Consider the following 12,794-nt stretch of genomic DNA (forward strand, 5'->3'; position numbering starts at 1 on the left):
ATGACTCCCGCTCTCAACTTCTGCTTCCACGGCGGCGCGCTTCGCCCCACCGTCGTCGCCGCCATCCGCTCGGCGATGAAACACAATCCCCAGGCCAGGACCTTCATCTACTGCGACGAGCCTGGCATCCGCCGCTACCAACCCCTGCTCCCCGGCGCCCACTTCGAGGACCTGGCCGAGCACTGCTCCCGCCTGGGCACCACGAGGCTGGAGGTCGCCTCGCGACGCATGAGGGCCTTCGCGCTCCTCCAGAACGGCGGCTGGTACCTGGACGCGTTCGACACCGTGACGCTGCGCCCGCTGCCCGCCGTGGAGCGATTCACCATCGGCGAGGAGTGCTGGGACTCTCGCCGCCGCTGCGCCGGGGTCTGCGCCAGCCCACCGGGCGATGCCTTCGCCGAGCATTGGCTCGCCGCGATGATGGCCGTTCCCGAAACGGACTGGGACCACTGGACGGACCAGACGGTGTGCAACCGCCTCATCGGCGTCCACCCCAAGCTCGTCGAGTCGCTGCCCACCGGCCGGCTCAACTGGGCCTCCGAGAGCGGCTTCACCGGCGAGCTGCGTCTGTCAGAGGACCAGGTGGCGTGGCTCCTGGAGAATGCCTGGGTCATCCACTACTTCGGCCGGGGCGCGCGCGGGGTGCCGTACAAGGAAATGGGCATGTCCGCCCTGAGACATTGCCGCAAACTCGGCGGCTGGCTTCCCCGGCTCATCCTCCATCACAGCCAGGGCGTCACCACCCCCACTCCAGGGGAGTGATGCCATTGACGCATCACGACTTCATGAAACACCGACGGTGGGTAAATACATCGGGGGTGGATTGCTCGACCGCTAAGAGAATGTGAAAGTAGGGCTGTCGACGAACCAGCTGGCTCGCCTTCTCGACCCCCTCTCGAGGACTTCACCGTGAGCGCCCCACCCGCTGTGCTTGGTGTTTCCTTCGCGGTGTCCGTTGAACAAGGTCCCCCTTCCGCGCTGCCCTCCCACGCCATCGAAGTGGACGTGGGCGTGGCGCTGCCCACCGCCTTCGGAGGGTTGAGGAAGGTCCTCCGCGCCTGCGAGGAGACCGCCCCCGAGGTCGTCCGCGCCGTGGCCGCGGCGCATCCGTCGGAATGGAACCGGCTGTTTCCGGGCGCCATCCAGGGCGCCGCCGACCTGGGTGACCTGGCGCTGTCGCCCTCCGAGCGTCGGCTCCACCGCGAGTCCGAGCAGGCATTCTGGATTCTCACCGTCGCCGCGCGCGCCATCGTCGAGACGCTGCGCGTCAGCGGCCGCCCCCTGGTGCTTCATGGCGCCGGAGAGTGCGACCTGGTCAGCCTGCGCGCGGTGATGCGCGCGGCCGAGTGGGCGCGACTCGAAGGACTGGAGGGGACGCTGCTGCTCACTGGCTGGAGGATGCGACGTCCCCACGGCGCCGCCGTCTTCGAGTCGCGACGACAGGCCTACCTGGATGCACTGAGTGACCGGCTGCGAGTCCCCCACGCCTCCGGTCCGGGGCCGGTGTCCTCGCGGCGGGATGAGCCCTCGGTGGACCTGGAGGGCCGCTACCTGAAGTTGGTGGTGGACGCGTCGGAGTCGCGCGAGTCGCGCGTGGCGGCGTCCATCCTCGCCGTCCGGCAGTGCTTCTTCACCACGAACTACGAAGGCGCCATGCTGGCCGCCGAGCAGGGCCTGGCGCTGCTGGACGGCGACCCGGACTCGCAGCTCGCCTCGCGCGTGGCCCAGGCGTGGGACGTGCTGGACACGGGCTTCTCCACGCCCGCCATTGAAATCGACAAGAGCAGCCTGGGCGACGTGGATGAGCTGAAGGCGCTGCTCCACCGCAGCATGGGCGTGGTGCATGTCTTCACCGGCGCTCATGACGCGGCGATGGAGTCCTTCGGACGGGGCCTGGAGTGCCGCATCCCTCCGGAGCTGGTGGCTCGGCTGCACATGTTCCGCGCGCTGACGCTGACCAAGCGCTTCGGGCAGCTCCCCAACGCTCGCGTGGAGGTGGAGGCGGGCGTGGCCGCGCTGGCGAAGAGCACCGCGCCGGACCGCGCGCTCCAGGAGGGCTGGCTGCGCAACGTGTGCGCGTTGACGTGGTTCCAGGAGCGCAAGCTCGACAAGGCGTTGGTGGAGGAGAAGCTCGCCATGCGCTGCGTGGGAGACCTGCACGACGCGAGCGCCACGCACCTGAAAATCAACCTCATCTCCAACGCCAGCTACCTCCAGGAGTCGGCGCGGCAGTTCTCGGACGCGATTGCCACGTGGCGGCGCTTCGAGAGCATCAGCGCGAAGTGGGGCGTCAACTTCTCCAAGCACCACTGCTACCGGCTGGCGGGCCTGGAGTTCGCCTCGGGCGCACGCGCGGAAGCCGTGGAGCACTTCACGCAGGCGTATGCCAGCGCGGAGGCCCTGAAAGACTCCTTCCACCGGCAGGTCATCGCCGCGGAGCTGGGGCGGATGTTCCTGGACGACGGGAAGATGGACTCGGCGGTGGACTGGTTCGCGCGCGCGGAGCAGCACGCCCGTGAAATCGGCGAGCCGCTCAAGGCCGCGGAGAGTCTGGCGGGGCTGTCACTGGCCGCCGGGCGCTCCGACTGGTCCGAGGCCCTGCGCTGCGCTCGCGCCAGCTCCACCTGGCCCAAGGAGACGCAGGCCCTGGTGGACGCGCTGGGCCGAGGCGACCCGGCGGCGGTTCAAGCCCTGCTGCCCCGCCCCCGGACCAAGCTGAACCGGCCCTTCGACTCGGTCAGCCTGTATTAGCGCGTCGCGGTGAAGCGACGGTAGACCTCGCACGCGGGCTCGCCCGCCGGGACATTCACCCGGCTGGCGGAGTACGTCGCGGAGAAGACGGCCCGCGTGTCGCCGCGCGCGGGGGCTTCCTCGAAGTAGCCATTGAGGAAGAAGCTCAGCTCCGAATCGGGCTGCTCGTTGAACTGGACCGTCGTGCGACCGCTCAGCGACATGCCCGTGTAGGAGCCGCCGTAGTAGTCGCCGGTGAGCTGGACGTCCCCCAGGGAGGCGCGGACGACCGTGGTGTCACCCTCGCGGGTGATGAGGAGCTGTCCACCCTCCGGCAACATCAGACCCGCCTGGGCGCAGTCGGCGCTGAGAGAGGTCGTGTCCTCGAAGCGGATGACGTAGGTGCCGTCGATGGCGCAGTCGCCGCGACACTTGTTGTCGGAGGAACTTCCACATCCCGGGTTGCCCATGCCACTGCCCATGGACAGCGCCGCCGTCACCAGCAGCAACGGGATGCGAAGGTGCTTCACGGCGGATGGCTTCACGGTGTTGTCAGTCACGTCACTCATGTCGGATTCCCCTCGACTGCTCCGGCCCAGGGACGGCGGTGAAACGGTGATGTCAGCGCCCAGGCTCGAAGGGCGCGGCGAGCTCCGCGCGGCCCTCCGCGACGAGCTCCACGAGCACCGTGGCCGCATGGGCACCGGTGAGGATGCCCTGCCCTCCCAGGCCCGTCGCCACGAAGGTGCGCCGCGTGCCCGGGTAGCGGCCGATGTACGGACGGCCATCCGGAGTCACGGCGCGAAGGCCCGCCCAGGCGCGCACGAAGCGAGCTTCCCGCAGCCGAGGCGCCAGCTTCGCCACGGTGGCACTCAGGTGCAGCAGGCCCGCGGGCGTCACGTTCTCCACGAAGCCGACCTCCTCCTCCGTGGCGCCGACGACGATTTCTCCCGCGCGCCAGGGCGCCAGGTACGTGGGCCCGGAGACGACGCGCGTGAGGGACATGCCCGGCTGGTGCACCACCAGCATCTGTCCGCGCACCGGCTTGAGCGGCAGCGGTGGCAGCCCTGGGAAGGTCGAGGACCACGGCCCCGCGCTGACGATGAGCTGGTCCGCGCGCAACGTCTCGCGATCGGTCCGCAGCGCCACGCCCTCGGCCGTCTCCTCCACGGAGCGCGCGGACTCACCGAGCCGCACCCGCACACCCGCGCGCATCGCCGCGCCCAGCAGCGCGTTGACGTAGCCCTCCGTGTCCACCATGTGGCCGTGCGCCGTCTCGAACGCGCCCAGCAGCGGCGTTCCCTCCAGCGCCGGCTCCAGCTCCACGAGTCGGGCCGCGTCCACCCACGTGCCCAGTTCGTCCGGGTGCCGCGCCGCGCGCTCGGCGAGCGCGTCACGTCCCTTCGCGTCCGCGGCGATGCGGAGGATGCCTTGCCCTCGGCGCAGCAGGGGGCCCTCTGGCAGCGAGGCCAGGTCCTCCGCCAGCGTCGCCCTTCCCGCTCGCGAGAAGGCGAGCATGGCCGGGTCGTCGTAGAGACGCACGGAGGGAATCGCCACACCCGCCGCCGCGCGAGAGCCTCGGCCGCCCGGGTCCACCGCATCCAGCACCGTCACGCGCGCCCCGGTGGCCGCCAGCCGCCTCGCCACGGACAACCCCACCACGCCTGCGCCAAGGACGACGACATCCGAGCTGGAACTCATCCGCGAGACTCACCAAGGTGAAACGAGGGCTGTCCCCTGAATACACGAAGGGCGCCGCCCCTGCTTCAGGGTGCGGCGCCCGGGGAAGTGCGAAGTCGACGGCGTGTCTCAGGCGACCGCGGTCTCGGCCATGCGCTTGGCGAACAGCTCCTGCGCGTTCTTCAGGCTCTGCTCCGACAGGCCCTTCTCCTTGTTCGCCTTCAGCAGGTCCTGGGCGATGTCGGTGATCTGGCCCGGCTTGGAGGCCTGGTCGAGCAGACCGCTCACCAGGCTGTTGCCGCCCATGCCCTCCAGGAGGGACTTGCCGGGGAAGTTGTTCAGCAGGTTCTTCGCGACACTGGCGCCAGGGAACAGGTCCATGGCGGCGCTCAGGCCGGCCTTGAGCGGGTTCTCACCCTTCACCAACCCGCTGATGAAGCCCGCGGCGATGCCCAGCGCGGGGTTGATGGCCGTGAGAGCCGGCTTGAGGATGTCCAGCGCCTTGCCAACGATGTTCTTGAAGAGGCCCATGGTCTTGATCTCCGGAGGTCTGGCGTCGCTCCGCGTCCGTCGCGAGCCAGCCTGACAGTGGAGTTATCGGTCCGACGCCGCCGAAGTTCCGTGTGCCCTGGAACAAAAATGACGGGCGCTCCAAGTCCACGGAATTCCGTGGGTTTTCATCCCACCTTGTCGGCTGGGGTGGAGAAAACCCGCGGATAAATCAGGATCACTCCTTCGGAGGGCCCTTGGGGTCAGGGGTGGTGGCGCGGGATTCGGGGGCGCCCTTGAGCACCTCGTCCGAGGCGAGCGCGGCCTTGTAGCGCTCATCACCCTTCCCCGCGCTGAAGCCGTCACGCTGCTGCGCACGGCTGATGATGACCTCGCCGCTGATGAGCTTGTCCAGGTGGCCTTGGATCTCCGCCACGGTGGGGGCGCTGGGGTCCTTGGCCTTGAGGTCCCCGTCGAGGGTGATTTCCAGCGGCATCTGCTTCTGCGGGTGCTGGGCGTAGTCGAGAATCTTCTCGACGTAGGCCTCGACGGAAATCTGGAGGAGGCGCGCCTGCTCCTTCACGTCCGCGTTGCCCATCAGCTCCGCGCGAATCTCCTCCACCGGGCGCTTCAGCTTCCGAGTCTCAGGGACGACGGTGTTCTCACCAGACATGGGCTCTCCAGAGGGACTGGCAGTGACTTTGCCCCATTCTGTTCGCGGACCCGCCTCGGATGTCAAAGATGCGAGGTGCCCTCGCTCCAGCGGGTGAACTGCATCCGCAGCTCGCAGGTGTAGCGGCCCCGGGCGTCCTGGAGCCAGAGCTGCTCGGGGGCCGGGTACATCTCCTCCACGGACAGCCGCTCCGCCTCGCGCGAGAGGTGGGAGAGCAGGTCCAGGGCGAAGGGGCTCGCGGTGTCGATGAGGTACGGCTTGCGCTCCTTCGAGCTGCGCATGAAGACGAAGCGAGGCCAGTTCCGTGCGCGCCGCTCGCGCTGCGCGGCGAGGAAGAGGTCGAACCCGGTGGGGCGCGCCAGCTTCTCCGAGGACAGCTCCCACCGCTCGCGCTGGTACACCGCGCCGCCGATGCTCAGGCGAGGCAGGTGGCTGCCCTTCGTGCGCAGCGGCGCGTGGAGCACCTGGGGATGTGCCAGCGCGGCGAAGGGCGGATAGGACGAGAAGTCATCCAGGGGCAGGTACAGGTGCACCCGCTCGCCCTTCCCGTCCACCAGCACCGGCCCTTGCGGCGTGGGCAGCACCTTCACATCGGCTGGCGTCATCGCGCCGTCTTCGACGTCCAGCACGTCCGAGACCGCATACACGAGGCGGCGGCCGGGGAACACGTAGAAGCCCTTGTTGCGTCGGCGGATGGACAGGCCCACCAGTCCGCGCGCCGAGGGGTCCGCCTCCAGCCAACGCGAGGCCACCGCCGAGTACCGCTCTCGCGAGGGGAAGAAGGCGCTCAGCCAGCTTCGGAGCATGAGGTGGTGGTGCACGCGCGCGAGCATCACCTCGAAGCCCGCGCCGGCTCCCTTCGAAGCGAGGCAGACGTCCGGCAGCGCGTACCGGCCGCCCGGGGTGGAGGTGCCCAGGAAGTCCACCGGCAGCGAGCGTGCCCGCGCGCCATCTTCATCCAGAAGCACCGGTGGCACGGGAGAGAAGCGGCTCCCCGCCACGTCGTCCGGACGCAGGCGCACGGCGTAGTCCAGGAGATCCAAGGGACGCTCGTCCGTGCCGAGCGCGGCGCGCACCTGCTCGCGGAAGCCCTGCTGCACGCGCTCACCGTAGGCGGCCGACAGCTCCAGGGGACCGGTCAACGCGGACTCGAGCTCCTCCGTGAAGCGACGGCCGAAGCGCAGACGGAAGGGAGAGCTGGCCTCCTCGTAGAGGATGAGCCGGTCCGCGTACACCTGGCCATCACCGCGTCGCGCGGGCTTGCCCGTGGCCTCCGTGAAGCGGGCCTCCAGTTCCGGAAGCAACGCGCGACGCCGCGTCAGGTCCGCTGTCTGGAACTCGGCCTTCAGGCGCGCGAGCGTGTCCAACCGCTCCAACCAGAGGGTGCGTGCCTCCAGCTCCGGCAGGGCCGCGACGGAGTCACGCACGCTCTCGAAGGTGGCGAAGTCGTTGGGTCGGAACGGCAGGCCCCACAGGAGCAGCGCGCCCTTCACCAGCGGCAGGGCCGTGCGCATCACCTCTTCAACCGCGAGGCCGAGCACCTGCGCCGCGGACGCGGGCGTCGGATGCGTGCGCAGCACGGCCATGAGCTGCTCGGCGCCCTCGGACAGCGGCACCTCCAGTCGCAGCGCCTGACATGAGGCGCGCCCTGGGGTCACCGTGAAGAGGGGGTTGAGGCGCAGTGGCAGGTGGGGCCGCAGCGTCCGCTCACGCCCCACGGCGCGCGCGAGCTCCGTCACGGCCCAGAACGAGAAGAACGTGCGGCGGCTGGTGTCGCCGCTCTCCACCGTGCGCACGTCGAAGTCGTCCGAGTCGGTGCGCTCGCCGTAGGAGATGGGGCCGAAGAAGCTGGTCGTCTCGTTCTTCGCGCAGAAGCGCTGGAGGTACGTGTAGACCTGTCGGTCCACGCGCCGCGCGTCGGACGTGTCCTTCTGCTCGCCGCCGCGCAGGTAGCGGGCCCAGACGTTGTCGAACATCGCGGGGCTGGAGAGGAACACGGCTTCCTGGATGGCGGGGTCCGCCGCGCGCTCGCGCAGCTTCGAGCGAAGGTCCGCGCGCTCCTTCGCATGGCGCGCCTGGAGGGCCTCGCGCCGCACGAGATAGCGCGCCAAGGCTTCGCGGCTCGTGGGGCCATGGCGGGCCTTCAGCGTGGGCACCCTCCCCTGCTCGAAGGAGTCCTGGAAGCCCTTGGCCCCTGCTTCATCGCCCTCGGCGCGCACGGCGTCCAGGAACGCTCGCTCGTCATCGAGCAGCAGGTTCGCCTCGCCCAGCACTTCGTCGGAGAACCCGAGCGACTCCAACCAATCGAAGGGGAAGCCGGCGTGCCGGAGCACGAACACCTCTCCCAAGGTCCAGCGCTCGCTCATCCGTGCGTCCTCTCCAGGATGGACTTCGTCACCAGCATCTCCACCACCTTCGCGCGCTGCGCCTCCGGCACCGCGCCCAGCGCGGCCGACGCCGAAGCAGGCGCTGTCAGCCGGGACAGCACGGGAGCCAGGCGCGCATCCATCGCGAGCACGACCCCGGTGCGCAGGTTCGCCGCGTACCACGTGGGCTTCGGGGCGCCATCGAGCGAGGCCGGCAGTCGCACCACCGCGCAGTCCACGTCCAGTCGGATGAGCGCGGCGGCGTCTGGCGCAGGCGCTATCGAAGGCACAGGAGCCACGGGCCCGTATAGGAACGCCGCGGCGACACGGCCCGGACTGAGCGGCGCGCGACCCAGCAGGCGGCTCGCCAACGAGGTGAGCACGGCGGGCAGGCGCGTCCCCTCAATCGTCCCCGGCTTTTCGATGGGGCGACTGCGGGACAAGTCCCGGTCCGCCGGAGGATCTCCGGGCTGTCCCCACCAGCGCGCCATGTCGCGGACTCGGGCGATGCGCTCCACCGACGCGTGGAACGGGCGCACTCCCGCGAGGTGGTCGAAGAAGCGCGGGCCCTCCAGCGCGGCCAGCGTGACATCCAGGGACGCCTCATCCACGCCCGGCGCTCCCACCCACCACTCCGCGACGACCCGCACACCCGCGGCCTTCAGCCGTTGATAGCCCTCGACGAGCGACTCCAGCGAGATGAAGCGGCGCTCAGGGTCCACCACCCGACCGTTCTCGATACCGCAGAACCCCACCACCACCGTGTGACAGCCGCTCTCCGCGAGCACGTCCGCCGCCAGGAGCGACCCGAGCGACACGTGGCCCGCCCAGCGTGCGCCTCCGGTGTACGCGCGCACCTCGTCCAACGAGCAGGCACCGAGCCAGTCTTCCCGTCGCCTCGTCCCCGGTTCCGGGCCGTCGGCGGAAGGAGCATCGAACTCCACCCAGTCGTGCTCATCCCCCCCCGGATACGGAGCGACGACCTCCAGTCCCAGCGCATCAGCGACCCACACGAGGTCGCTCGAACCGGAATCACCCCGCAGCGGAGCCACGCGCCAGCGCAGCGGGGGCACCTGCTCCGGGAACGCCGCACGCCGGAACGCGGGCATCCGCGCCAGCACCTCGCGATGCGTCCAGGCGAAGGGCCCGGCGACTTCCAAAGCCACATGCGCTGGACACGCCTGCGCGAGTGACACGGCGGCGGGGAGCTGAAGGTCACGCTCCAGCCACACGCGGACGCACTCCGCCTCCTCGAAGCGCGCGAGGACACCCGCCACGTCATCCGAGTACGGCGCGGGCAGCCCCACCACGCGCTGGACATCCCCACTCCGCTCCGTCGTGCCGGACTCCAGCTCCACGTCATCCAGACGCAGGTGGACGCCGTTGGGCGGGCCAGAAATCGCCGTCAGCACCGCGCCCAGGGCGCGAAGCTCCGGAATCGGCCCCCTGTCACGAAGCCCCTGCGCGACTCGCAGCAGGAGCAGCTCCCGCATCGTCTGGGGCGACGGGGGCGACGACTCGCGAGCCAGGGCCTCCGCCTCCACCGACTCGGAGGAGAAGACCCGGCGGCCGAAGTCCCTCGCCAGGTCCAACAGGTGCCACCCCTCGGGGACCTCGGGCACGAGCGTGATGTCCCGGTGTGGAGGCAGCACCAGCCACTTCATCACGCCTCCTCCGTGACGGGAGGCATGGCGGCCCGGGGGCCGCCCCACAACAGCGTGCAGCGCAGCTCCACCGTGTGGCGACCTCCCGGTCCACGGAGCCAGAGCTGCTCCGGCCCGGGCAACATCTCCGAGAGGAGGACCTCCTCCTTCTGCTCCAGCAGGTTGAGGAAGACGCGCAGCAACGGCGGGCTGCGCACGTCCACCAGCACGGGCTTTCGCTCGCCCTTGAACTTCGCGAAGACACACGGCGGAAGGCCGCGCGCCTCCCACAGGCCCACCGCGACGCGCAGCCTCGCGCGGTCGTCCTTGCAAGCCAGCAGCGCCTCTCGCGCCGCCGCATCCAGCCGCCACTGCTCGCGCTGCACCACCACCCCGCCGAGCGTGACTCGAGGCGTGTGCTCCCCCAGCGACACCCGCAGCGGGCGGATGCGCGGAAGCGAGAACGCCGTATGCACCGTGCTCTCCAGTTCGCCGTTGTAGAGGCACACCTCGGAGCCGAGCCGCTTCGACACCAGCCGCGCGCTCTTGCCGTCGCTTTCGACGAACAGGTCATCCAGCGGAATCCGCCACGCGGAGGCGCGGGAGCTGACACCGCCCAGCTCCACCACGGGTCCGGGAAACTCCGAGGGCAACAGCCCCGTGCGACGCGAGGGCAGCACCGTCACCAGGGGCATCGCGCGCGGCAGGGCGCCGAGCGCACGCACCATGGCGCTCTCCACCTTCCCTCGCGAAGGATGGAACTGGAGCGCCCAGCCCCACACCAGCGCGGTGTCGTGGATGTCCCCCATCACCAGCGTGTAGTCGCCTCGTCCCCAGGCCTCCACGTCCGCCGCCCCGACGAGCAGGTCCACCGACGTGACGAGCGGCAGGGCCCGCGCCGAATCCCACGCGGGAGGCACCACGTCACCCAGCTCGACAACGCGCGCCGCCGCGTCCGGAATGGACTGCGCGAGCAGCTCCGCCATCGACGTGTCCAGCGGCAACGGCAGGTCCGCGCTGGCGGCGGCCACCTTCCAGAAGGGCACCGTGCGTGAGCCGACCTTCTGCGCCACCGCGGCGCGCGCCGCGTCTCGCGTGCGCCAGGCCGCCTCGGCCATCCACGCCAGCGCCGGCTCCATGCGGGTCCCCAGCTCCCGCGCCCGCTCGCCGCCCACCTCGAGCCGCAGGTCCCCGCCGCACTCCTCTCGCAGCGCGAGCCGGTCCTGGTAGAAGTTGTGGGACTCGGACGCGGGCCCGCGCTCCGTCGAAGGCGCCACGCCCCACTGCTCCTTCGCCCGCCGCGCGAAGGCGTCCTGGAGCGCCATCTTCCCGCTCGCGTCCGCCGCGCCATAGCGCCCCATCAGCTCCAACAGCGCGCTCAGGCCCTCGACATGACGCCGCGCACCCGCGCTCGGCAGCGCTGCGACACGCTCCGCCAGGTCGTCCACGGGGTGGTGCACCGCGGAGGGCACCTCGAGCTGGTGCGTGAGCAGCGACTTGTCACAGCCCAGCCTCAGCGCCTCGCGGGCGAGGCCAGGCGCCACGCCCAGGGACGACGCCAGGGCCGCCAGCGTGCGCGTCCCATCCGCCAGCTCCACCAACCGGGGCAGCAGCTCCTCCGCGCTCTCCGGCGTGGGGCCCGCCTTGCGCGCGGGCATCTCCGCGAAGGCCTTGCGGCGCGGCACCAGCCACGAGGCGATCTCCGGGTCGAATGCGATGGCCCTCACCAACCCCTGCACCAGCCACGAGGCCGCGAAGGTGTTGCGCCCCACCAGCGTCTCGGGGCCGGACCAGTTCAGCGTCACGCCCGTGGGCGCGTCCGGGTCCACGCGGCCGTAGTTGATGGGACCGAAGAAGCCCATCGTCTCGTTCTTCGCGCACAGCCGCTGCAGATAGCTGGCGAGCTGCCGACGCAACCGGGAGCCCTCGCGCCCCGCGAGCAGGTCCTTGGCCACCGGCGGACTGGAGCTGGCGACCGCCTCCAGGAAGCGCGGCTCGCGGCACAGCGTCGCGAGCTGGGACTCCACCGCCGCCAGCTCACGCTCCATCGCCTCGGCGAAACCGGCCTCCGCCTCCTGGGCCGCCGCGGCGCGGACATTCCATTCCGCGAAGCGCTCCGGAGACTCCATCCCCTCGGTGTTGACGGGACGCCCCGCCTTGAGCGCGGCCAGCAGCTCTCGCGGAGGGCGACGCACGCGCGGCCCCTGGGCACGCAGCGCATCCAGCCCACGTCGCTCCGCCTCGAGCCGACGTGCCCACGTCGCCGACTCCGGGCACCCCAACCGCTCCAACCAGTCGAATGGGAAACCTGTCGTCCGCACGACGAGGTGAGGGAAGAACGTCCAGCCCTTCATGGGTCACATGTCCTTCAACCTCGTGGGCCACCCGAAGGCGGCCCGAGGCCAGCCACTCAGTCTTGTTGCCGAGCCGTCACGACAATCTCCTGGCCGGGCACCGCCAGCACCCACTGCTTGCTCGCGGCGCCAGGACAGCTCACCACCACCTCCAGCTCCCTGCCAGCCTCGATGGAGGCCTTCGTCACCGGCGTGCGGTTGGGCAGCGGTGCGCCGTCCACCTGGACCTGGCACCCGGACTCGCCGCTCGTCACGCTCAGCAGCCCTCGTGTCCCGGGCTGGGGCATCGCATCCGCCAGCGTCCGCACGTCGATGTCCTCGCGAAGCTGCGTGGTGCCGAACCGCCGCAGCCTCCCGTTCAACGCCGTGGCGATGAGCATCGGCCCGGTGGGCGGCGCCGGCAGCGACTTCGAGCCGGGCTCCAGCCGCACGCCACCGACGTACACGTGCTCGCCCTCCTCCAAATTGAGGAACACGGAGCCGGGACCGCGCAGCATCACCACCGCCACGACAGCCACCACCAGCAAGAGACCGCCACCCAGGGCCGCCCACTTCCACGTGCCCTTCCCGGACTCGGACGCGGTGGGCTCTCCCTGCGCGGGCGCGGGAGGAACGGGTCGCGCGACGGGCACGGGGCTCTGGTGCCCTGGCGAGGACGGCCGGGGCGCGGGAGCGGGACGGGGCGCCGAGGCGGGCAGCGCGGTGGAGGACGGACGCTGAGGCACGGGCACCGCGGTGTGGCCCGGCTGCGACGGACGCGGCGCTGGAGCGGGCTGGGTCTGCGCGGGAGGAGGCAACTGCGCGCTCCCCTGCAACAGCACCACCTCGGTCCGGTCCCCCGCATCCAGCGCCGGGAGCA

At 70.7% G+C, this 12,794-nt stretch carries 9 protein-coding genes and 1 pseudogene; 2 read left to right on the forward strand and 8 right to left on the reverse strand.

What is annotated here, in order from left to right:
* Both HUW62_RS18315 and HUW62_RS18320 read left to right on the forward strand, forming a co-directional pair.
* Entirely contained in the window at window positions 1-762 is a 762-nt protein-coding gene (locus tag HUW62_RS18315) for a hypothetical protein (protein ID WP_163864985.1), read from the forward strand.
* Window positions 763-948: 186 nt separating this feature from the next.
* Window positions 949-2,751 (forward strand): tetratricopeptide repeat protein, encoded by a 1,803-nt coding sequence (locus tag HUW62_RS18320; RefSeq protein WP_368670438.1) that lies wholly within the window; start codon window positions 949-951, stop codon window positions 2,749-2,751.
* Here the strand turns inward: HUW62_RS18320 and HUW62_RS18325 are convergent.
* From HUW62_RS18325 to HUW62_RS18360, 8 genes and pseudogenes are all read right to left on the reverse strand, one after another.
* Complete coding sequence (locus HUW62_RS18325) at window positions 2,748-3,299, reverse strand: hypothetical protein (protein WP_176435146.1); 552 nt, start codon at window positions 3,297-3,299, stop codon at window positions 2,748-2,750. The genes HUW62_RS18320 and HUW62_RS18325 overlap by 4 nt on opposite strands.
* Before the next feature lie 52 nt (window positions 3,300-3,351).
* Entirely contained in the window at window positions 3,352-4,431 is a 1,080-nt protein-coding gene (locus tag HUW62_RS18330) for an FAD-binding oxidoreductase (RefSeq protein ID WP_163864983.1), read from the reverse strand.
* A gap of 108 nt (window positions 4,432-4,539) precedes the next feature.
* Window positions 4,540-4,941, reverse strand: coding sequence for a hypothetical protein (locus tag HUW62_RS18335; RefSeq protein ID WP_163864982.1), 402 nt, complete (start codon window positions 4,939-4,941; stop codon window positions 4,540-4,542).
* A 196-nt stretch (window positions 4,942-5,137) separates the two neighbouring features.
* On the reverse strand, window positions 5,138-5,572 hold the full coding sequence (locus HUW62_RS18340; protein ID WP_163864981.1) for a hypothetical protein: 435 nt from the start codon (window positions 5,570-5,572) through the stop codon (window positions 5,138-5,140).
* Between the two features lie 62 nt (window positions 5,573-5,634).
* Window positions 5,635-7,938: a lantibiotic dehydratase gene (locus HUW62_RS18345; protein ID WP_176435147.1), complete on the reverse strand. Its 2,304-nt coding sequence runs from the start codon at window positions 7,936-7,938 to the stop codon at window positions 5,635-5,637.
* On the reverse strand, window positions 7,935-9,602 hold the full coding sequence (locus HUW62_RS18350; RefSeq protein WP_176435148.1) for a hypothetical protein: 1,668 nt from the start codon (window positions 9,600-9,602) through the stop codon (window positions 7,935-7,937). The genes HUW62_RS18345 and HUW62_RS18350 overlap by 4 nt, the downstream gene beginning before the upstream one ends.
* Complete coding sequence (locus tag HUW62_RS18355; RefSeq protein ID WP_176435149.1) at window positions 9,602-11,935, reverse strand: lantibiotic dehydratase; 2,334 nt, start codon at window positions 11,933-11,935, stop codon at window positions 9,602-9,604. The genes HUW62_RS18350 and HUW62_RS18355 overlap by 1 nt, the downstream gene beginning before the upstream one ends.
* A gap of 56 nt (window positions 11,936-11,991) precedes the next feature.
* Window positions 11,992-12,794, reverse strand: a pseudogene (locus HUW62_RS18360) (serine/threonine protein kinase); the annotation flags it as partial.

Source organism: Myxococcus sp. AM011, from assembly GCF_013372595.1.
Taxonomy (GTDB): Bacteria; Myxococcota; Myxococcia; order Myxococcales; family Myxococcaceae; genus Myxococcus; species Myxococcus eversor.

Bases quoted from the DNA above. Each gene is read 5' to 3' on its own strand.
- HUW62_RS18315 (WP_163864985.1), top strand. From the start codon at position 1: ATGACTCCCGCTCTCAACTTCTGCTTCCACGGCGGCGCGCTTCGCCCC.
- HUW62_RS18325 (WP_176435146.1), bottom strand. From the start codon at position 3,299: ATGAGTGACGTGACTGACAACACCGTGAAGCCATCCGCCGTGAAGCAC.
- HUW62_RS18330 (WP_163864983.1), bottom strand. From the start codon at position 4,431: ATGAGTTCCAGCTCGGATGTCGTCGTCCTTGGCGCAGGCGTGGTGGGG.
- HUW62_RS18335 (WP_163864982.1), bottom strand. From the start codon at position 4,941: ATGGGCCTCTTCAAGAACATCGTTGGCAAGGCGCTGGACATCCTCAAG.
- HUW62_RS18340 (WP_163864981.1), bottom strand. From the start codon at position 5,572: ATGTCTGGTGAGAACACCGTCGTCCCTGAGACTCGGAAGCTGAAGCGC.
- HUW62_RS18345 (WP_176435147.1), bottom strand. From the start codon at position 7,938: ATGAGCGAGCGCTGGACCTTGGGAGAGGTGTTCGTGCTCCGGCACGCC.
- HUW62_RS18350 (WP_176435148.1), bottom strand. From the start codon at position 9,602: ATGAAGTGGCTGGTGCTGCCTCCACACCGGGACATCACGCTCGTGCCC.
- HUW62_RS18355 (WP_176435149.1), bottom strand. From the start codon at position 11,935: ATGAAGGGCTGGACGTTCTTCCCTCACCTCGTCGTGCGGACGACAGGT.